General features: G+C 69.3%; 16 protein-coding genes. 9 read left to right on the forward strand and 7 right to left on the reverse strand.

Features of this window, described 5'->3' with window-relative positions; all coding sequences use genetic code 11:
• Positions 1-66: 66 nt before the first annotated feature.
• The gene (locus tag ASF31_RS09880) at positions 67-2,154 is read right to left on the reverse strand and encodes a S9 family peptidase (RefSeq protein ID WP_055754497.1); all 2,088 of its coding nucleotides are present in this window, start codon (positions 2,152-2,154) and stop codon (positions 67-69) included.
• 115 nt (positions 2,155-2,269) lie between these two features.
• Between ASF31_RS09880 and ASF31_RS09885 the strand changes: the two genes are divergently transcribed.
• From ASF31_RS09885 to ASF31_RS09920, 8 genes are all read left to right on the forward strand, one after another.
• Entirely contained in the window at positions 2,270-3,124 is an 855-nt protein-coding gene (locus ASF31_RS09885) for a GNAT family N-acetyltransferase (RefSeq protein WP_055754498.1), read from the forward strand.
• A complete protein-coding gene (gene tsaE / locus ASF31_RS09890) occupies positions 3,121-3,579 on the forward strand; it encodes a tRNA (adenosine(37)-N6)-threonylcarbamoyltransferase complex ATPase subunit type 1 TsaE (protein WP_055754499.1) in 459 nt (152 codons plus the stop codon). The genes ASF31_RS09885 and tsaE overlap by 4 nt, the downstream gene beginning before the upstream one ends.
• Positions 3,566-4,663 (forward strand): N-acetylmuramate/N-acetylglucosamine kinase AmgK, encoded by a 1,098-nt coding sequence (gene amgK / locus ASF31_RS09895; protein ID WP_055754500.1) that lies wholly within the window; start codon positions 3,566-3,568, stop codon positions 4,661-4,663. The genes tsaE and amgK overlap by 14 nt, the downstream gene beginning before the upstream one ends.
• A 29-nt stretch (positions 4,664-4,692) precedes the next feature.
• A complete protein-coding gene (gene murU, locus ASF31_RS09900; RefSeq protein WP_055754501.1) occupies positions 4,693-5,388 on the forward strand; it encodes an N-acetylmuramate alpha-1-phosphate uridylyltransferase MurU in 696 nt (231 codons plus the stop codon).
• On the forward strand, positions 5,385-8,462 hold the full coding sequence (gene addB / locus ASF31_RS09905; RefSeq protein WP_055754502.1) for a double-strand break repair protein AddB: 3,078 nt from the start codon (positions 5,385-5,387) through the stop codon (positions 8,460-8,462). The genes murU and addB overlap by 4 nt, the downstream gene beginning before the upstream one ends.
• On the forward strand, positions 8,459-11,884 hold the full coding sequence (addA, locus tag ASF31_RS09910) for a double-strand break repair helicase AddA (RefSeq protein WP_055754503.1): 3,426 nt from the start codon (positions 8,459-8,461) through the stop codon (positions 11,882-11,884). Before addB ends, addA begins: the two co-directional genes overlap by 4 nt.
• 118 nt (positions 11,885-12,002) lie before the next feature.
• Complete coding sequence (trxA, locus tag ASF31_RS09915) at positions 12,003-12,332, forward strand: thioredoxin (RefSeq protein WP_017506226.1); 330 nt, start codon at positions 12,003-12,005, stop codon at positions 12,330-12,332.
• Between the two features lie 72 nt (positions 12,333-12,404).
• Entirely contained in the window at positions 12,405-12,590 is a 186-nt protein-coding gene (locus ASF31_RS09920) for a hypothetical protein (protein ID WP_055754504.1), read from the forward strand.
• Positions 12,591-12,714: 124 nt separating this feature from the next.
• On the opposite strand, the gene ASF31_RS09925 is transcribed toward ASF31_RS09920, so the two are convergent.
• Positions 12,715-14,001 (reverse strand): folylpolyglutamate synthase/dihydrofolate synthase family protein, encoded by a 1,287-nt coding sequence (locus ASF31_RS09925; RefSeq protein WP_055754505.1) that lies wholly within the window; start codon positions 13,999-14,001, stop codon positions 12,715-12,717.
• Positions 14,002-14,037: 36 nt separating this feature from the next.
• Here ASF31_RS09925 and ASF31_RS09930 point away from each other — a divergent pair, with 36 nt between their 5' ends.
• Complete coding sequence (locus tag ASF31_RS09930; RefSeq protein ID WP_055754506.1) at positions 14,038-14,481, forward strand: DoxX family protein; 444 nt, start codon at positions 14,038-14,040, stop codon at positions 14,479-14,481.
• Here the strand turns inward: ASF31_RS09930 and accD are convergent.
• The 5 genes from accD to trpB are packed head-to-tail and all read right to left on the reverse strand — an operon-like array spanning position 14,436 to position 18,267.
• Positions 14,436-15,326 carry an acetyl-CoA carboxylase, carboxyltransferase subunit beta gene (gene accD / locus ASF31_RS09935; RefSeq protein WP_055754507.1) on the reverse strand — a complete coding sequence of 297 codons (891 nt, stop codon included), beginning with the start codon at positions 15,324-15,326 and terminating at the stop codon, positions 14,436-14,438. The genes ASF31_RS09930 and accD overlap by 46 nt on opposite strands.
• 10 nt (positions 15,327-15,336) lie before the next feature.
• Positions 15,337-16,179, reverse strand: a complete 843-nt coding sequence (trpA, locus tag ASF31_RS09940; protein ID WP_055754508.1) for a tryptophan synthase subunit alpha — start codon at positions 16,177-16,179, stop codon at positions 15,337-15,339.
• Positions 16,176-16,595 (reverse strand): hypothetical protein, encoded by a 420-nt coding sequence (locus tag ASF31_RS09945; protein WP_055754509.1) that lies wholly within the window; start codon positions 16,593-16,595, stop codon positions 16,176-16,178. The genes trpA and ASF31_RS09945 overlap by 4 nt, the downstream gene beginning before the upstream one ends.
• Positions 16,592-17,068 carry a hypothetical protein gene (locus ASF31_RS09950; RefSeq protein ID WP_055754510.1) on the reverse strand — a complete coding sequence of 159 codons (477 nt, stop codon included), beginning with the start codon at positions 17,066-17,068 and terminating at the stop codon, positions 16,592-16,594. The genes ASF31_RS09945 and ASF31_RS09950 overlap by 4 nt, the downstream gene beginning before the upstream one ends.
• Positions 17,065-18,267 (reverse strand): tryptophan synthase subunit beta, encoded by a 1,203-nt coding sequence (gene trpB, locus ASF31_RS09955; RefSeq protein ID WP_162233963.1) that lies wholly within the window; start codon positions 18,265-18,267, stop codon positions 17,065-17,067. The genes ASF31_RS09950 and trpB overlap by 4 nt, the downstream gene beginning before the upstream one ends.
• Between the last annotated feature and the right edge of the window lie 9 nt (positions 18,268-18,276).

Genomic DNA, 18,276 nt, shown 5'->3' on the forward strand with positions numbered 1-18,276 from the left:
GATCTTCCTCGCGAAGCTTTCTGGCCGCGAGGCGTAGCACCCTGCCAAGGCGCGTCAATGGGTCGCTCAGCCCGCCGGCGCCGTATAGCGGCCCACCCAATCCAGGATTTCCTGCTGCCAGTCGACCCAGGTGCGAGGTTTCAGCACCCAGTGGTTCTCGTCCGGCACATGGACGAAGCGGCTAGGCACGCCCTGACGCTGAAGCGCCGAGAAGGTCGCCAGCCCCTGCTCCATCGGCACGCGGAAGTCCTTGGAGCCATGCAGCACCAGCATCGGCGTCTTCCAATCGCCAGCGTAAGTCTCAGGATTGAAGGCGTCATAGACGGCCTTGCGCTCCCAGCTTGGTCCTCCGAACTCCCAGATGAAGTTGCCGATATCCATGGCGTTCATCAGCTGCGGCACGTCGAACACCCCGGCGTGGTTCACCAGGCAGCGCCACGGCCCGTTCCACTTTCCGGCGATCATATTGACCATATAGCCGCCGTAGGAGGCGCCCAGCGCGCAGGCCCGGTCGCCGTCGATCCACGGATTGCTCGACAGCGCCGCCGCCCAGCCCTTCTCCAGATCCTCCAGCGGCCGGTCGCCCCAGTGATCGTTGATCGCGTCGGTGAAGGCCTGGCCGTAACCGGGCGAGCCGTGGAAGTTGATCATCACCACCGCATAGCCCGCGGCCGTATAAACCTGCGGATTCCAGCGGTAGGACCAGTTTTCGGTCCAGGGCGATTTCGGCCCGCCGTGGGTCAGATAGACCGCCGGATAGCGCCGACCCTCGACCGCGCCCGCCGGTTTGAACACCCAACCCTGCACCGGCTCGTTATTCCAACCGGCGAAGGTGAAGGCCTCGCCTTTCGGCAGGTCCAGCTGCGCCAGCACCTCAGCGTTCTGGCGGCTGATCTGGCGGGGTTCGCCGCGTGTCTGCACAAAGATCTGGGTCGGGGCGACGAAGCTTTCGTGGGCATAGGCCAGGACCCCGGCCTTCTCCTCATAGGCGCCGACCGTGCCGTTTCCGGTCAGCGGTGTGATCCGGCCGGTGCGGGCGTCGACCGAGAACAGCCGGTTCTGGCCCTCGTCCGCCGCCGAGACCAGCAGCGACCGGCCGTCAGTGCGCCATTGCAGGCCGCCCGCGCCGCGATCCCAGTCGGTCAGCTTCCTCGCGCCGGAGCCGTCGGCGTCAGCCACCCAGACCGCCGCCTGATCCCCGCCGACGTTCTCGCGCGGCGCCGACAGCCAGGCCAGTTGGCGACCGTTCGGAGAGAAGACCGGATTGCCGTCCGATCCCTTGTTCGCTTCGGTCAGATTGACGGGCGCCCCGCCATCTAGCGACACGCGGAAGACGTCGCTGTTGCTGGTGAAGGCTTCGCCCGCCCCTTGCGTCTGGGTGCCGTAAACCAGGGTCCGGCCGTCCGGCGAAATGTCGAAGCTGGAATCGCCCGCCGAGACATCTGCATCGAGACCCGCCAGCAGGTCGCGCGGTTCGCCGCCACTCAAACCCGACCCGTTCAGCGGCTGGACGAACAGATGGGTGCGGCGCTTATCGACCCAGTGGTCGAAGTCGCGCAGCGGCAGACGGTCATAGGATTGGGTCGTCGATTTGCCCCGCGCATCCAGCCGGGTCTTGGTGCAGGCCAGGGTGTCGCAATCGACGAAGACCGAGACGGCCAGGACCAGCGACTTGCCGTCCGGCGCGATGCGGAAGCCCGACACGTCGAAAGGCAGGGTCGTCACCTGGGCCGCCTCCATCCCGGCCGCATCCGTGCGCCAGACCTGGTTCGATCCGCCCCGCGACGACAGGAAATAGATGGCCCCGCCGTCCGGCGCCCAGCGCGCGCCCGAGGCGCCGCCTTCCGAGATCGCCAACTTGCGCGGCTCGCCGCCCGACACGTCCGCCAGCCACAGGCCGTTGACGCCCTTGTTGCCCTCCCAGTCGGTGGTGCGCACGGCGTAGAGGATTTGGCGGCCGCCCGGCGAGACGCGCGGCTCGCTGACCCGCTCCATCATCGCCAGGTCCTTCAGCGACAGGCCGCGCGGCTGAGCTTGGGCTTGAGTCGCCGGCGTCTCTGCGGCGGCGGGCCCCGCCTGCTGAGCGAACGCAGGCGCGGCGGCCAGCATCAGGGTTCCGAAGGCGGCGGCCGCCATCCAGCGTGAACGCGTCATGTTTCAATCCCCACAGGTTTTCAGACCTTGATAGGGGCCGTCCGTCTGATCGCCAAGCGCACAGGTCGCCGCGCATCTTGCCCCCTCCGACCGAACCGGCGACAAGCGATCTTCCATGACCGCCGCCACCCTTCCCGCCCGCAGCCAGCCCCACATCGTCGATGTGCTGATCGCCGAACGCGCGCCGCGCCTGACCGCCTCGCCGCTGTGGCCGGTCGTGCGGCCGGCGCTTTACGGCGTGCTGGGCTATGGGGCGGCGGTGCGGATGGCCGACGCCATCCGCGACCTGTCGGGGACAGACACCTTCGACTACGTCTCGGACCTGCTGCGGCTGAAGGTGACGACGACGACCCTGGAGCGCCTGCCCGCGACCGGCCGCTGCATCGTCGTGTGCAACCATCCCACCGGCATCGCCGACGGGGTCGCCGTGTTCGACGCGATCAAGCAGCGACGAAGCGACATGATCTTCTTCGCCAACGCCGACGCCATCCGCGTCTCGCCCCGGCTGAACGAGACCATCATCCCCGTCGAATGGGTCCACGCCAAACGCACCCGCGAAAAGACCCGCGCCACCCTGAACGCCGCCAAGGACGCGTTCGAGGCCGAACGCTGCGTCGTCATGTTCCCCGCCGGTCGTCTGGCGCGCGAAAAGAACGGCGTCCTGACCGATCCCGAATGGGCCCCGACCGCCGCCTCGATGGCCCGCAAATACGACGCGCCGGTGATACCCATGCACGTCACCGGCCCCTACAGCCGCCTGTTCCACCTGTTCGACAAGGTCTCGCAGGAGCTGCGCGACGTGACCCTGTTCCACGAACTGCTGAACAAGACGGGCAAGCCGTTCGGCGTCGATGTCGGCCTGCCCATTCCCGCCGACCGGCTGGACGTGGACGCGGCCAAGGCCACCGAGGCGCTGAAGGCCTTCACCGAACGCACCCTGGCCGCCGATCCTGACGCGGTGTTCCCATGAAGATCGAACTCCCCGACACCGAGGCCACCACCGCCCTGGGCCAGGCCATCGCCCCCCTGCTGGCGCCGGGCGACAGCCTGCTGCTCTACGGGCCGTTGGGCATGGGCAAGTCGACCCTGGCGCGCGGCCTGATCCGCGCCCTGACCACGCCGGACGAGGACGTGCCAAGCCCGACCTTCACCCTGGTCCAATTCTATGAGAGCGACCCGCCCGTCGCCCATTTCGATCTCTATCGCCTGACCCGACCGGAAGAGGCGTTCGAGATCGGTCTGGACGAGGCGCTGGACGAGGGTTGCGCCGTCATCGAATGGCCCGAACGGCTGGGCGAGGAACCGGGCCGGTTCCTGGGGCCTGACCAACTCACCGTTACGATTTCGGAACAGGGCGAAGGCCGCCTTGCGACCGTTTCCGGCGTAGGCCGATGGAAAGAGCTGATCGACCATGTCCGTTTCTGATCGCGAACAGCTTCGTCTCGACTTCCTGGCGTCCGCAGGCTTAGGCGACGCGGTGCGCGCCCCCCTGCCCGGCGACGCCTCGACGCGGCGGTATGAGCGGCTGACGCCGACGACCGGTCCGACCTTGATGCTGATGGATCAGGCGCCCGCCGCCGAAAGCCAGCCGTGCGATCCGCGCTGGACGCCCGAGCAGCGTCACGCCGCCGGCTGGAACGCCGTGGCCCGCCTGTCCGCCGGCCGGATCGAGGCCTTCGCCGCCGTGGCCGCCCACCTGAAATCTCTGGGCCTGTCCGCTCCCGAAATCCCGGCCCTGGACGCCGCCAACGGCCTGGCCTTGCTTGAGGATTTCGGCGACGACCTGTTCGCCCGCGTCATCGAAGACGGCGCAGACGAAACGCCGCTGTATCTGGCCGCCATCGAGGCCCTGGCCGTTCTGCACGAGGCGGGCGCTCCGCCCGAAACCCTGCACGGCCCCGGCGGCGACTGGCCGCTGCTGACCTATGACGAGACGGCCTTGCAGGGCGGGGCTGATCTCTTCGTCGACTGGCTGCCGAAACTCGACGGTCGCGTCAGCGTCGACGACGCCGCCATCGCCGACTGGCGCACGGCCTGGGCGCCGATCGTCGCCTCCGGCGCGGCCGGGGCCTCGGTCATGGCCCACCGCGACTATCACGCCGAGAACTTGATCTGGCTGCCCCAGCGCGACGGCCCAGCCCGCGTCGGCATGATCGATTTTCAGGACGCGGTGCGCGCCCACCCGTCCTGGGACATGCACTCCCTGTTGCAGGACGCCCGCCGAGACGTGTCGCCGGCGCTGGAGGCCGAGGCCCTGGACCGCTATTTCGCCCTGCGCCCCGGCGTCGACCGCGTCGCCTTCATGGCCGACTACGCCGGCCTCGCCGCCCTGAACGAGGCGCGGATCATCGGCATCTTCGCCCGGCTGATCGCGCGCGATGGAAAACCGCGATACCGCCAGTTTCTGCCGCGCATGTGGCGGCATCTGAACACCAATCTGGACCAGCCGGCCCTGGCGCCCGTCGCCCGCTGGTTCGACCGTCACGTTCCTGCCGAGGTGCGCGCATGACCGCTCCGAAGACGGCCCCCAAGACCGCAATGGTGCTCGCCGCCGGCCTGGGCACGCGCATGCGCCCCCTGACCGACGACCGACCCAAGGCCTTGGTCGAGGTGCAGGGCCGCGCCTTGATCGACCATGTGCTGAACCGTCTAGCGGAGGCCGGCGTCGAAAAAGCGGTAGTGAATGTCCACTGGTTCGCCGACCGGCTGGAAGCGCATCTGGCGGCGCGAGGATGCGGCCCCGAAATCGTGATTTCCGATGAACGCGCCGAGTTGCTGGAGACTGGCGGCGGGCTAAAAAAGGCCCACGCCCTGCTGGGCGACGATCCCGTGTTCGTCGCCAACATCGACAGCGTCTGGATCGATCGCGGCGATGCGCTCGCCGACCTCGTCCGCCTGTGGAATCCCGAGACGATGGACGCCGCCCTGCTGCTGGCCCGCCGCGAAGGCTCCATCGGCTTTGAGGGCGACGGCGATTTCTTCATGGCCGACGACGGGACGCTGACCTTCCGCGGCGACGCCCCGTCCGCGCCGTTCGCCTTTATGGGCGTCCACATCACCCGCCCCGGTTACGCCGACCACGGCCCCGACGGCCCCTTCTCCCTCAGCCCCCTTTGGCGCAAGTCCGCCGCTGAGGGACGTCTGTTCGGCTGTGTCCTGGACGGCGACTGGATGCACGTCGGCGACCCGCAGGCGCGCGATGAGGCCGAGGCGAAACTGGCGGGAGAGGCGTGAGCGGCTTCGAACCTTTCCTGGGAGCTATTCCCCGTTGGTACGCCATCCCCGCGCACCGGCCGTTTCTTGAGGATCTGGCCGCCGGGGTGCTGGCCTGGCTGGGCGATCTGCCGCCCGAAACCCTGTCGGACGCCACTATCCTGTTGCCCAACCGCCGGGCGGCGCGCGCCTTCACCGGCGCCCTGTCCAAGCTGTCGCAGGGTCGCCCCATCCTGCTGCCTCAGGTGCGGCCGCTGGGCGATCTGGAGGAGGACGAGCCGCCGTTTACGCCCGGCGCCCTGGGCCTGGACCTGCCGCCCGCCATCCCCGCCCTGACCCGCCGGTTCGAGATGGCGCGGATGATCGTCGACCAGTTCGATGCGTCCCTGAGCCCGATGCGCGCGCTGGATCTGGCCGATGCGCTGGGCGGCTTCCTCGATTCCTGCCAACTGGAAGAGATTCAGAACCCTGAGCGGATCGCCACACTGGTCGACGGCGAAATGGCCGAACACTGGGAACGGTCGGCCGAGTTTCTGGGTCTGGCGGTCGAGGCCTGGCCGAAGCGTCTGGCCGAACTGGGTCTGGTCGATCCGGCCTGGCGTCGCGCGACCCTGCTGCGCCGCCTCGCCAACCTGTGGGACGGCGAGCCGCCGCGCCAGCCCGTCATCGCCGCCGGCTCGACCGGCACCGTCCCCGCCGCCGGCGACGTGCTGAAGGCCGTGGCCGGGGCGCCGCTGGGCTGCGTCGTCCTGCCTGGCCTCGACCTCGATCTGGACGCGGGCGTCTGGGACCGGCTGGACGAACAGCATCCGCAAAGCGCGATGAAGCGGCTGCTGGACCGCTGCGAGATCGCGCGCGAGAGCGTCCGCCCCTGGTTCCGGCCCGCCGTCCCCCCGGCTGTCGAGGCGCGCGGATTGGCGCGCCAGCGGCTGGTCAACGAGGCCCTGCGTCCGGCCGAGGCCACCGACGACTGGCGCCGCGCCATCCGCGACATCCGCTCGACCGCCGCCGGGCGCGGCGAGGCGCGCGATCCCATCGCCGAGGGTCTGCAGGGCCTGTCGCTGCTGAGCGTGCGCGCCGAGGAAGAGGCCGCCGCCGCCATCGCCCTGATGATGCGCGAGACGTTGGAAACGCCGGGCAAGACGTGCGCCTTGGTCACCCCGGATCAGGCCCTGGGTCGCCGCGTCGCCGCCCGGTTGGAACGCTGGGGCGTCATCCCCGATTCGTCCGCCGGCGCCCCCCTGTCGCGCCTGCCCGCTGGCGCCCTGGTCGATCTGTGCGCCCGCTGGATCGCCGATCCGGTCCAGCCCCATCTGCTGCTCGCCGTCGTCAAACATCCGCTGGCCCGGTTCGACCTGGGCGACGCCCCTCACTCCACGTCTCAGGCCGCAGCCGTCGCGGCGCTGGAGGAACACGCCCTGCGCGGCCCTCGCCCGCGCGACTTCGCCGCCATCCATCGCCGCCTGCTGGAGGCGGTACAGCCCGACCGGCGCGGCAAGGCGCCGCCGGAATGGAAACAGGTCCGGCTGTCGGCCGCGACCCGTCTGGTTGATCAGCTTCAGGCCGCCGTCGAGGGCGCGACCGCCGTGTTCACCCCCTGCGCGGATCTGAACGTCGCCGCCTCGGCCCTGACCCGGCTGATCGAAACCTTAGCCGGCCAGAACGCCTGGGCCGGCCCCGACGGCGAAGCCGCCGCCGCCCTGTTGTCCAGCCTGATCGAAGGCGGGGCCTCGTTGGGCCGTATCCGCCGCGCGGAACTGGCCGAACTAGTCACATCCCTGGTCAAGGAAAACGTCGTGCGAACCGGCGGAGCGACCCATCCGTCCCTGCGGATTCTGGGCGCCATCGAGGCCCGCCTGGTCCGCGCCGACCGGATGATCCTGGCCGGGCTGGAGGAAGGCGTCTGGCCCCAGGCCGCGCCGACCGACCCCTTCCTGTCGCGCCCGATGCGCAAGGCCCTGGGCCTGCCCCCGCCCGAACGCCGCTTGGGCCAGACGGCCCAGGACTTCGTCCAGGCCGCCTGCGCCGACGAGGTCATCCTGATCCACAGCGACCGGCGCGGCGGCCAGCCCGCCGTCCGCTCGCGCTGGTTGTGGCGGCTGGAGATGCTGACGCGCGGCGCGAACGCTGTCGAAACGCCCGTCGCCATCGCCCGCCCGGCCGCCGTCATCGACTGGGCCCGCGCCCTGGATGCGCCGCCGCCCGGCCCGCCGCAGTTCGCCAAACGCCCAGAGCCGCGCCCGCCCGTGCATCGCCGTCCGCGCAGCCTGTACGTCACCCGCATCGAACGCTGGGTGCGCGACCCCTACGCCATCTACGCCCTGTGGGTGCTGGGGCTGGAGGCGATGGAGCGGCCCGGCGCGTCTGCCGAAGCCCTGGCACGCGGCAACGCCGTCCACGCCGCCATCGAGCGGCTGACGCTGGACTGGCCCAATGACCTGCCTGACGACTGCGAGGCCATCCTGCATGACCATCTGCTGCGCGAACTGGGCGCACGCGGATTCGAGGATGCGGCCATGGCCCGCGAGGCGCCCCTCGCCCGCAACTGCGCCCGCTGGCTGACCGATTTCGAGCGTCGCCGCCGCGCACGGGGCGTCGACATCCTGGTCGAGCAACAGGGCGCCATGACCTTCGACGCCCCCGCCGGCCCCTTCACCGTCAAGGCCTTCGCCGACCGGATCGAGCTGGCGTCCGACGGGGCGGCGGTCATGGACTTCAAGACCGGGGCGGCGCCGTCCGCCAAACAGGTCAAGTCCGGCTTCGCCCCGCAGCTGACCCTGACCGCCGCCATCCTGGCAGACGGCGGGTTCAAGGATACCAACGGCCCGGTCACACCCGACGAACTGACCTATGTCCGCGTGGTCGGGCGAAAAACGGCAGGCGAAGTCGTCACCCGCGCTTCGGGCCTTGAAGCCGCCGACCTGGCCCAGGCGGCGCTGGACGGGCTGATGCGCCGCGTCGCGCGCTTCGACGACGAGAACACGCCTTACGTCTCTTGGGCCGCGCCTCAGTTCATGGGCAACCAGGGCGGCAACTACGATCATCTGGCCCGCGTCTGGGAATGGTCTGTGATCGGCGATGGGGACGAAGAATGAGCATCGCCCCTCAGATCGTCGCCGCCGATCCGCGCCTGACCGTCTTCGTCACCGCCAACGCCGGTTCGGGCAAGACCACCACCCTGGTCAACCGGGTGGCGCGGCTGCTGCTGGATCAGGTCGATCCCGGCGCCATCCTCTGCGTCACCTACACCAAGGCCGCCGCCGCCGAGATGCAGGCCCGGCTGTTCGACCAGTTGGGCGGCTGGGCCGTGCTGGACGACGCCGCGCTGTCGCGCGAACTGGCCCGGCTGGACGACGGCGACCCGCAGGCGATGGATCACGCCGCGCTTTCCCGCGCGCGCAAGCTGTTCGCCCGGGCGCTGGAGACGCCGGGTGGCCTGAAGATCCAGACCATCCACGCCTTCTGCGAAAAGCTGCTGCGCCGGTTCCCGCTGGAGGCTGGGGTCTCGCCCCGCTTCACCGTGCTGGAAGACCAGGCTGCGACCGCCCTAAGCCACGCCGCGCGCGAAGACCTGGCCCGCGCCGCCGTCGCCGATCCGGAAGGCCCCATCGGCCAAGCCTACAGCCATTTCGCCGTCGAGCTGGACTGGCAGCGGTTCCAGGCCCTGCTGTCGATGATCGAGGCCAAGCGCGCCGATCTGCTGGACTATATCGACCGTGCCGAGGCCGGGACCGCGCCCGATCCCTGGTCCTTGACCGGCGCCGAACGCGATCGCAGCCCGGAGGATCTGGAGCGCGATTTCGTCGCCTTCATCGATCCCGGCGAATGGAACCGCATCGCCGAAGCCATGGAAACCGGCTCGGCCAATGACAAGAAGATCGCCGACGCCATGAGCGTCGCCGCCCCTCCCTATGCCGGGTTCGCGGCCCTGGCCGGGGTCTTCTGCACCCAGGCGGGCGAACCGCGAAAGAGCATGGGCACGAAGTCGGCGCCCCAGGGGGCGGTCGGCTGGCTGCTGGACCTTCAGACCAAGTTCCTCGCCACGCGCGAGGCTCTGCGCAAGGCCAAGGTCGCCGACGATACGGTCAAGGTCCTGACCCTGGCCCGCGCCCACGCCGCCTTCTACGAAGCCGCCAAGGCCCAGCGCGGGGCGTTGGATTTTCCCGACCTGGTCGCGCGCGCCGCCGCCCTGCTGACCCAAAGCGGGGCCGCCGCCTGGGTGCTGTACAAGCTGGACGGCGGGGTCGATCACGTCCTGATCGACGAGGCCCAGGACACCGCCCCCGAACAATGGGCCATCGTCCGTGCCCTGACCGGCGAGTTCTACTCTGGCGAAAAATCTGGCCGCACCGTCTTCGCCGTCGGCGACGAGAAACAGTCGATCTATTCCTTCCAAGGCGCGCGACCCGAACGGCTGCGCCAGGAACGCGGCGCCTTCCTCGCCTTGGCCGAGGGCGCCGGCGAGCCCTTCGCCGGGCCGGAGTTGAACACCTCCTATCGCTCGACCGAAGAGGTGCTGGCCTTCGTCGACGCCGTCTTCGCCGATCCCGACCGCACCCGCGCCCTGACCGGCCCGCAAGGCGACATCGCCCGCCACATCCCCGCGCGCATGGGCCAGCACGGGTCGGTGGACCTGTGGCCACTGTTCCTGGACGAGCTCGCGCCCGAGACCGACGCCTGGGACGATCCGGTCGATCAGGAAAGCGCCGGCAGCGCCCGGAAGCGCCTGGCCCGCGACCTGGCCCGCGAAATCCGCCGGCAGGTCGAAAGCGGCGTCGCCGTCTTCGATCGCAGCAACCGCGACCTGCGCCCCGCCGGCTACGGCGACTACATCGTCCTGGTCCGACGCCGCGACGCGACGTTCGAGGAGATCATCAGGGCGCTGAAGACCGAGGGCGTGCCTGTCGCCGGCGCCGACCGGCTGAAACTGTCCAGCCATATCGTCTTCGACGACCTGATCTCCCTGGCGCGTTTCGCCCTCTTCCCCGACGACGACCTGTCCTTGGCGGAGGTGCTGCGCAGCCCGCTGTGCGATGTGGACGAGGACGGCCTCTATGCGCTGGCCGGGCGCGAGAACCGCAAGGCTGGCCAGCTATGGCGCGATCTGCGCGACCGGGCCCACGAACGCACCGAGTGGACCCGCGCGCGCGACACGCTGCAGGCCGCCATCGGCGCGCGCGGCGGCGATCCCTTCGCCTTCTTCTCTCAGGCCCTGAACCGGGTGGACGAGACGGGCCGATCTGGCCGCGCCCGCATCCTGGCCCGGCTGGGCCGCGAGGCGGAAGAGGCTATCGACGAGACCCTCAACCAGGTGCTGGCGGCCGAGAACCGTGGCGCGATCGATCTGGAGACCTGCTTGGCCCAGTTGGAGGGCGCCGACGTCGAGGTGAAGCGCGAACTGGAAGGCGCGCGCGGCGAGGTCCGCGTCATGACCGTCCACGGCGCCAAGGGGCTGGAGGCGCCCATCGTCATCCTGCCCGACACGACCATGAAGGCGAAGGCGCAGGGGCCGTCCCTGATGCCTGCGGTCACGCCGGAGGGCGAAGGCGAGGCCTGGCTGATGGCGCCCGGCTCGGCGAAGGACGACTGCCCCGCCTCGGCCGACGCCCGCGCCGCGCGCCAGACCCGCACCGACGACGAGACCCTGCGCCTGCTTTACGTCGCCCTGACCCGCGCGCGGGACCGCGTCATCGTCATGGGCCGCGCCTCCAGCCGAGGCGCCGAGGCCGGCAGCTGGTGGTCGATCATCGAAGAGACCTTCGACCGGCTGGGCGATCAGGTGCGTGAGATCGACAACGGCGTGCGCCGCTATGGCGTCGATCCCGAACGCTGCCCGACACAGGCCGCTGCGATCGCCTGCGCCGCCGCCCTGCCCGCCTGGACCGCCGCCGCGCCGCCCGCCGACGCCGCCGCCCGCTTCGCCTCGCCGTCGCGGATGGAGGGCGGCGCGATCCGCATCCCCGCCCCCTCGCCCCTGGCCCGCAGCGCGGCCGGCGGCGCGTCTATGGGCCGGTTCCGGCGCGGCGACCTGATCCACCGGCTGCTGGAACGCCTGCCCGAGATCGCGCCCGCCGACCGCCCCGACGCCGCCCGGCGCCTTCTGGCGCGCGAGACCGATCTGGACGAGGCCCAGCGCGCCGAGATGATCGCCGCCGCCTTCTCTGTGCTGGACGACGCCCGCTTCGCCCCCGTCTTCGGTCCCGGCTCCCGCGCCGAAGTCGCCCTGACGGGGTCCGCGCCCGACCTGCCGCCCGGCGTCGCCATCAACGGTCGTATCGACCGGCTGGTGGTAACGCCGGAGAAGGTTCTTGTCGTCGATTACAAGACCAACCGCCCCGCGCCAGACGCCGTCGAGTCGGTCGATCCCGCCTATGTGTTGCAGGCCGCCGTCTATGTCGCCGTGCTGAAGCGCCTCTATCCCGACCGCCTGGTCGAGGCCGCCCTGGTCTGGACTGACGGGCCCAAGCTGATGCCCATTCCGGAAACCCTGCTGGCGGCGGCGCTCGCGGGCAGTTGAATTGCCCGCGATTCGCTCCCACATCTGCCATCGAACCCGGACACATCCGGCCAACACCAACACGCGCTCATGCAGCGAGGCGCCGCGCGCCGAGCGATAGCGCCCCAAGGAGCCATTCATGGCGACTGTAAAAGTCACCGACGAGAGCTTTGACGCCGACGTCCTGAAATCCTCGACCCCTGTCCTGGTCGACTTCTGGGCCGAATGGTGCGGCCCCTGCAAACAGATCGGCCCGGCGCTGGAACAGATCGCAGACGAACTGGGCGGTCAGGTCACCGTGGCCAAGATCAACATCGACGACAGCCCCATGACCCCGTCCAAGCTGGGCGTGAAGGGCATTCCGACCCTGATGCTGTTCAAGGACGGCCAGATGGCTTCGATGAAGGTCGGCGCCATGCCCAAGGGCAAGATCGTCGAATGGCTGGCCGAGGCCGGCGTCAAGGCCTGAGCCTTTTCGACCCTGTCGGTTCAAGCGCCCGCCGGTCCGACCGGCGGGCGTTTTTCATGCTAGGATGGCGCCATGAGCGACGAAGACACCTCGAACCCGGCTGACGACATCCCCGGCGAGACCCCGGTCCAGAAGGCCCTGCGCCTGAAGAACGCCAGGCTGGATGCGCGCGCCAAGCCTCCGCGCGGCGGTCGCTTCCAGCGCGAACAGGCCGCCCGCATCGCCGCCGGCAAGTCCAAGCCCTGGATGACGCGCTAGACCGAACTCTGGGTTTGGTCGGACGCAGTCCATCCGAACCCAGAGTTCGGTCCAGCATGACTCTGGAGCCTGATTCACGGCATCGATGAAATCGCGAAGCGATTCCATCTCAACCGATCAGGCTCTAGACCGGCCAGGTTTCCTCGCTGGCGCCCAAGACCTCGCCGGCCAGATACAGCGATCCGCAGATGGCGACCCGGCCCGCGCCCAAGCGCAGCGCCAGGTCCAGCGCCTCAGAAACCGAACCTGCCGGCGTCGCCGCCAGCCCATGCCCGCGCGCCACGGCCGCCAGGGCCGTCGGCTCGGCTGCGGCCCCGTCGAAGCCGACGGTGAAGACGGTGGCCTGACTGTCCTTCAGCGCGGCAAAGAAACCGCCCGCATCCTTGTTGTTCAACATGCCGCAGACCAAGGCCAGGGGACGGGGCGCCCGCGCCTGACGCTCGGCCAGAAACGCCGCCAGCGCCCGCGCCGCGTGAGGATTGTGCCCCCCGTCCAGCCACAGCTCCGCCTCCGCCGCCTCGGCCGCAGCGCCGTATGGACCCGCCGAAATCCTCTGCAGCCGGGCGGGCCAGCGCACGCGCTTCAGTCCCTCGGCGATCGCAGCCTCGGGCAGGTCCAGTTCGACCGCCGCCGCCACGGCCAGGGCCGCATTGTCGATCTGGTGCGCGCCTGCCAGGGCCGGCGCCGGCAGGTCCATGAACAGTTCGGCCGTCTGGAACGCCAGACCGCCCCGCTCGGCCCAGGCGTCGAAGTCCACACCCAGCACGGTCAGCCGTGCATGGACGTCGGCGGCGCGCCGTTCGATGGCCGCCATCGCCTCTTCCTTCTGTCGCGCGATCACGGCCGGCGCGCCTGCCTTCAGCACACCCGCCTTTTCCGAGGCGATGGCGGCCAGATCCGTGCCAAGGAACTCCGCATGGTCGTAGTCGACCGGGGCGATGACGCTAAGCAGCGGCCGCTCGATCACATTGGTCGCGTCCAGCACCCCGCCCAGACCCACCTCGATGATGGCCAGATCGGCGGGCGTCTCGGACATGGCCAGGAAGGCGGCGGCGGTGGTGCTTTCGAATACCGTGGCCTCGCTGTCCGTCTCGGCCATGACCGCCTCGATCCGGTCCAGGATCGCGTTCAGATGATCGTCCTCGATCAGCGTTCCTGCTAGTCGGATCCGCTCGTTGAACCGGACCAGATGGGGCGAGGTGTAGGCGTGCACCTTCAGCCCCGCCGCCTCGGCGATGGCGCGGATCAGGGCCACGGTCGATCCCTTGCCGTTGGTGCCCGCCACATGGATCACCGGCGGAAGCTTGTGCTGCGGATCGCCAAGGGCCGCGCACAGCACGCGCATTCTTTCCAACGAAAGGTCGATCCGCTGGGGGTGGCGCGCGCGTAGTCGTTCGGAGACGGGATCCATCCGCCTCCTTTACCCCCTGATTTCGAGAACCGCGACATGACTTCCAGGCCGCAGATCAGAACCGCGGCGCGCCTCGTCCTCGCGGCCGTCTTCCTGGGCGCGGGCGTGCTGCATCTGATGGTCCCCGGCCCCTTCGTGCGGATTACGCCGGCGTGGGTTCCGCAGCCGGCCCTGGTCGTGGCCCTGACGGGGATCGCCGAACTGCTGGGCGCGGCGGGTCTGACGATCCCGCGCCTGCGCGTCGCCGCCGGATGGGCGCTGGCCGCCTACGCCGTCTGCGTCTATCCGGCCAACATCCAGCATGCGCTCAATTTTATGACGTCAGGCGCAGGTGTCGGCTGGGCCTATCACGGCCCGCGCCTGCTGTTTCAGCCGGTCATCGTGTGGTGGTGCCTGTGGGCCTCGACCGCGATCGACTGGCCCTTCAGACGGTCTCAGGCGGCGGCGCGGGTTTCGCCCATCAGCATGGACAGGATCTGACCCAGGGTGCGCGGCAGGTCAGCGCGGGTCACGACCCGGTCCACCATGCCCTTTTCCTGCAGATATTCGGCGCGCTGGAAGCCGGGCGGCAGCTTCTCGCGGATGGTCGCCTCGATCACACGCGGTCCGGCGAAGCCGATCAGGGCGCCCGGCTCGGCGATGTGGACGTCGCCCAGCATGGCGTAGGAGGCCGTCACCCCGCCCGTCGTCGGGTCCGTCAGGACCACGGCGTAAGGCAGTCTGGCATCCTTCAGCTCTTCAACGGCCAAGGTGGTGCGTGCCATCTGCATCAGCGACAGGGCGCCCTCCTGCATCCGCGCGCCGCCGGCGGCGGTGAAACAGACCAGCGGAACCTTGCGGCTCACCGCCTCGCGCGCCGCCTTGATGAAGGCTTCGCCCGCCGCCATGCCCAGCGACCCGCCCATAAAGGTGAAGTCCTGAACGATCACGACCGCATCCTGACCGCCGACCGAACCATAGCCGATGGCCATGGTGTCCTTGCGGCCCGCCGCCTTGCGCGCGGCGTTCAGGCGATCCTTGTAGGATTTGCCGTCCGAGAATTTCAGCGGATCTTCCGGCACATCCGGCGTATCGATGGACTGGAAGACGCCGCCGTCGAAGGTGGCCTTCAGGCGGGTCGGCGCATCGATGCGCATGTGCCGGCCCGACGGCGTCACCCAAAGGGCGGCCTCCAGATCCGAGCGATACAGCATCTCGCCGCTGTCGGGATCCTTGACCCAGAGATTGTCCGGGGTGTCGCGGCGCGACACGATCTTGCGGACGCCGGGCGCAAAGCGGCTCAGCCAGCCGCCGCGCTTTTCCTGAGGCTTGGTCTTGTCGTTCATCCGCGCGCTCTTAGACGGTTTCCGCCACGGAAGCACTAGCGGCGACGGATCGAACCGCATCGCCGAGCGCCTTCACGCGGGCCAGAACGCGCGGCGCGACGGGTTCGTTCGCCTCCAGCGCCGCCGCCACCTCGTCCACCAGGGCCGAGCCCACGACCACCGCATCGGCGACGCGGGCGATTTCGGCGGCCCGTTCCGTCGTCTTGACCCCGAAGCCGACCGCGACCGGCAGGCCCGAGGCCTTGCGCACCCGCTCTACGGCCGGCGCCACCACATCCGCGTTCGCTTCCTTGACGCCCGTCACGCCCGCGACGGCGACATAATAGACGAAGCCCGACGTGCCCTGGACCACGATCTTCAGCCGCTCGTCATCCGAGGTCGGCGTCGCCAGTCGGATCAGCGAGATCGAAACCTTATCCAGCGCCTCGATCAGCGGCCCGGCCTCTTCCGGCGGACAGTCCACCACGATCAGCCCGTCGATGCCGCAGTCGGCGGCATAGGCGGCGAAGGCGTCATAGCCCAGGCTCTCGATCGGGTTCAGATAGCCCATCAGCACGATGGGCGTGGCGTCGTCGCCCTTACGGAATTCCTTGGCCAGATCCATGGTCGAGCGCAGGCCGAAACCCGCCGCCATGCCCCGAATCGCCGCCCGCTGGATCGGAGGCCCCTCGGCCATCGGATCGCTGAACGGAAAGCCCAGTTCGATGATGTCCGCGCCCGCTGCGGGCAGGCCGTTCAGGATCGCCAGCGCCTCTTCACGCGACGGATCGCCGCCCATCACATAGGGAATAAAGGCCGCACGGCCCTCGGCCTTCAGCGCCTTGAAGCGCGCGTCGATACGGGCGGTGGTCATTGGTCATTGCCCTCGATCGCGGGTTCTCCGCAGGTATCTCTAGCCAAGGCGATCACCATGACAGCCGTCTTTGCGGAGTCCGGTTCGCCTTCGACAGCAAAGATCGAAACCAGCCCGCTCTCACAGAATTCAGGCTGGTTCGGATCGGCACCCTTGAGCCGCAGAAAACCAAAGCTAACCTCGGGCGCGGGACCGACCATAAAGCCTTGCTGCTGCAACGCAGATGTAAATTGCTCCCGCACTGCTCTCGCTTTTTCTCGTGGATATGTCAGGCAAAAATAGCGGTCGCCGCCTTCCTCTGAAGGAGGGCACTCGGTCCCGACAACGGCATCCTCAATCTCCGGCAGGACAAAATCATCGCGCCAATCCGCCTTCGACGCGAACAAGGCAGCAGCGGCGAGAGACGCCAGGATCATTGCGGCGTCGTACCTGCGGCGGGCGGTGTCGCGGCCGCAGCAGCGGCGCAGACGTCGCCCGGAATGGTGGCGAAGCCCAGATAGCCGGGCAGTTCGGCGACGGCGGTCTTGGTGGTGTCGTAGAAGGCGACCATCTGCATGCCGTCGCAGCCGCCGGCCTCACGGCGCTTGATGAAGACGACGCGGTTGTCGTCGCCGCCGGCGGCCAGCCAGTTCTTGGTTTCCAGATCGGCCATATAGGCGTCGGCCAGGGCGCCGATCTGGCCCAGCTGTGCGGTCACGCAATAGGCCCGCCCCGTCAGATTGTTCAGCCCTCCGCAATCGGGCGACAGCTCCGCGCCGGGCAGCAGGCCGACGTCGGCCGGACCGCCTTGCGGCGCAGCGGGGGCCGGCGTCGGGGTAGGTGTCTGGGCCTGCGCAGCGGCGGCGGACAGGCTCAGGACGGCGGTCGCCGCAAGAAGGGTACGGATCACAGGTTCACTCCCAGATGTTTGGCGACCTGGAAGATGTCCTTGTCGCCGCGCCCCGACATCAGCAGGACGACATCGCCGCCCTTGCCGACTTCGCGCGCCACTTCGCCCGTCCGCGCCAGGGCGTGGGCCGGTTCCAACGCCGGAATGATGCCTTCCAGCTTCGAGCACAGCTGGAAGGCTTCCAGCGCCTCATTGTCCGTCGCCGAGCGGTATTCGGCCCGGCCGATGTCGTGCAGCCAGGCGTGTTCCGGCCCGATGCCGGGATAGTCCAGCCCGGCCGAGATCGAGTGCCCCTCGACGATGTTGCCGTCCTCGTCCTGCAACAGGTACGTCCGGTTGCCGTGCAGCACGCCCGACCGCCCGCCCTTCAGCGAGGCCGCGTGATCGGGCGTATCCAGCCCATGGCCGGCCGCTTCGACGCCGATCAGGCGCACGCCCTCGTCCTCGATGAAGGGGTGGAAGGCGCCGATGGCGTTCGAGCCGCCGCCGATGCAGGCGACCACGGCGTCCGGCAGTCTGCCCATCCGGGTCATTGACTGGCTCTTGATCTCCTTGCCGATCACCGACTGGAAATCGCGCACCATGGCCGGATAGGGGTGCGGACCCGCCGCCGTGCCGATGATGTAATAGGTGTCCGAGACGTTGGTGACCCAGTCGCGCATCGCCTCGTTCATCGCGTCCTTCAGGGTCGCGGCGCCGGCCGTGACCGAGAAGACCTCCGAACCCAGCAGACGCATGCGGAACACGTTCGGCTGCTGCCGCTCCACGTCCACCGCGCCCATATAGACCGTGCAGGGCAGGCCAAAGCGCGCCGACACGGTCGCCGAGGCGACACCGTGCTGACCCGCGCCGGTCTCGGCGATGATGCGGGTCTTGCCCATGCGACGGGCCAGCAGGATCTGGCCCATGCAGTTGTTGATCTTGTGCGCGCCCGTATGGTTCAGGTCCTCGCGCTTCAGCCAGATGTTGGCGCCGCCGAAATGTTCGGTCAGGCGCTCGGCGAAATACAGCGGGCTTTCGCGACCGACATAGTGGGTCAGAAAGCTGTCCAGCTCGGCCTGGAAGCTGGGGTCCGCCTTGGCCGCCTTATAGGCCGCGTCCAGCTCGTGGATCAGCGGCATCAGGGTCTCGGCCACGAACTGACCGCCATACGGACCGAAGCGACCCTGCGCATCCGGCCAGGCGTAGGCGTTCGACAGCGGCTGGGC

Source organism: Brevundimonas sp. Leaf280 (assembly GCF_001422455.1).
Taxonomy (GTDB): Bacteria; Pseudomonadota; Alphaproteobacteria; order Caulobacterales; family Caulobacteraceae; genus Brevundimonas.

Excerpts from the sequence above, each read along its gene's own strand:
- tsaE (WP_055754499.1), top strand. The coding sequence starts at position 3,121 with ATGAAGATCGAACTCCCCGACACCGAGGCCACCACCGCCCTGGGCCAG.
- accD (WP_055754507.1), bottom strand. The coding sequence starts at position 15,326 with ATGAACGACAAGACCAAGCCTCAGGAAAAGCGCGGCGGCTGGCTGAGC.
- trpA (WP_055754508.1), bottom strand. The coding sequence starts at position 16,179 with ATGACCACCGCCCGTATCGACGCGCGCTTCAAGGCGCTGAAGGCCGAG.
- amgK (WP_055754500.1), top strand. The coding sequence starts at position 3,566 with ATGTCCGTTTCTGATCGCGAACAGCTTCGTCTCGACTTCCTGGCGTCC.
- ASF31_RS09920 (WP_055754504.1), top strand. The coding sequence starts at position 12,405 with ATGAGCGACGAAGACACCTCGAACCCGGCTGACGACATCCCCGGCGAG.
- addA (WP_055754503.1), top strand. The coding sequence starts at position 8,459 with ATGAGCATCGCCCCTCAGATCGTCGCCGCCGATCCGCGCCTGACCGTC.
- ASF31_RS09925 (WP_055754505.1), bottom strand. The coding sequence starts at position 14,001 with ATGGATCCCGTCTCCGAACGACTACGCGCGCGCCACCCCCAGCGGATC.
- ASF31_RS09945 (WP_055754509.1), bottom strand. The coding sequence starts at position 16,595 with ATGATCCTGGCGTCTCTCGCCGCTGCTGCCTTGTTCGCGTCGAAGGCG.
- trxA (WP_017506226.1), top strand. The coding sequence starts at position 12,003 with ATGGCGACTGTAAAAGTCACCGACGAGAGCTTTGACGCCGACGTCCTG.
- ASF31_RS09885 (WP_055754498.1), top strand. The coding sequence starts at position 2,270 with ATGACCGCCGCCACCCTTCCCGCCCGCAGCCAGCCCCACATCGTCGAT.
- ASF31_RS09930 (WP_055754506.1), top strand. The coding sequence starts at position 14,038 with ATGACTTCCAGGCCGCAGATCAGAACCGCGGCGCGCCTCGTCCTCGCG.
- murU (WP_055754501.1), top strand. The coding sequence starts at position 4,693 with ATGGTGCTCGCCGCCGGCCTGGGCACGCGCATGCGCCCCCTGACCGAC.
- ASF31_RS09880 (WP_055754497.1), bottom strand. The coding sequence starts at position 2,154 with ATGACGCGTTCACGCTGGATGGCGGCCGCCGCCTTCGGAACCCTGATG.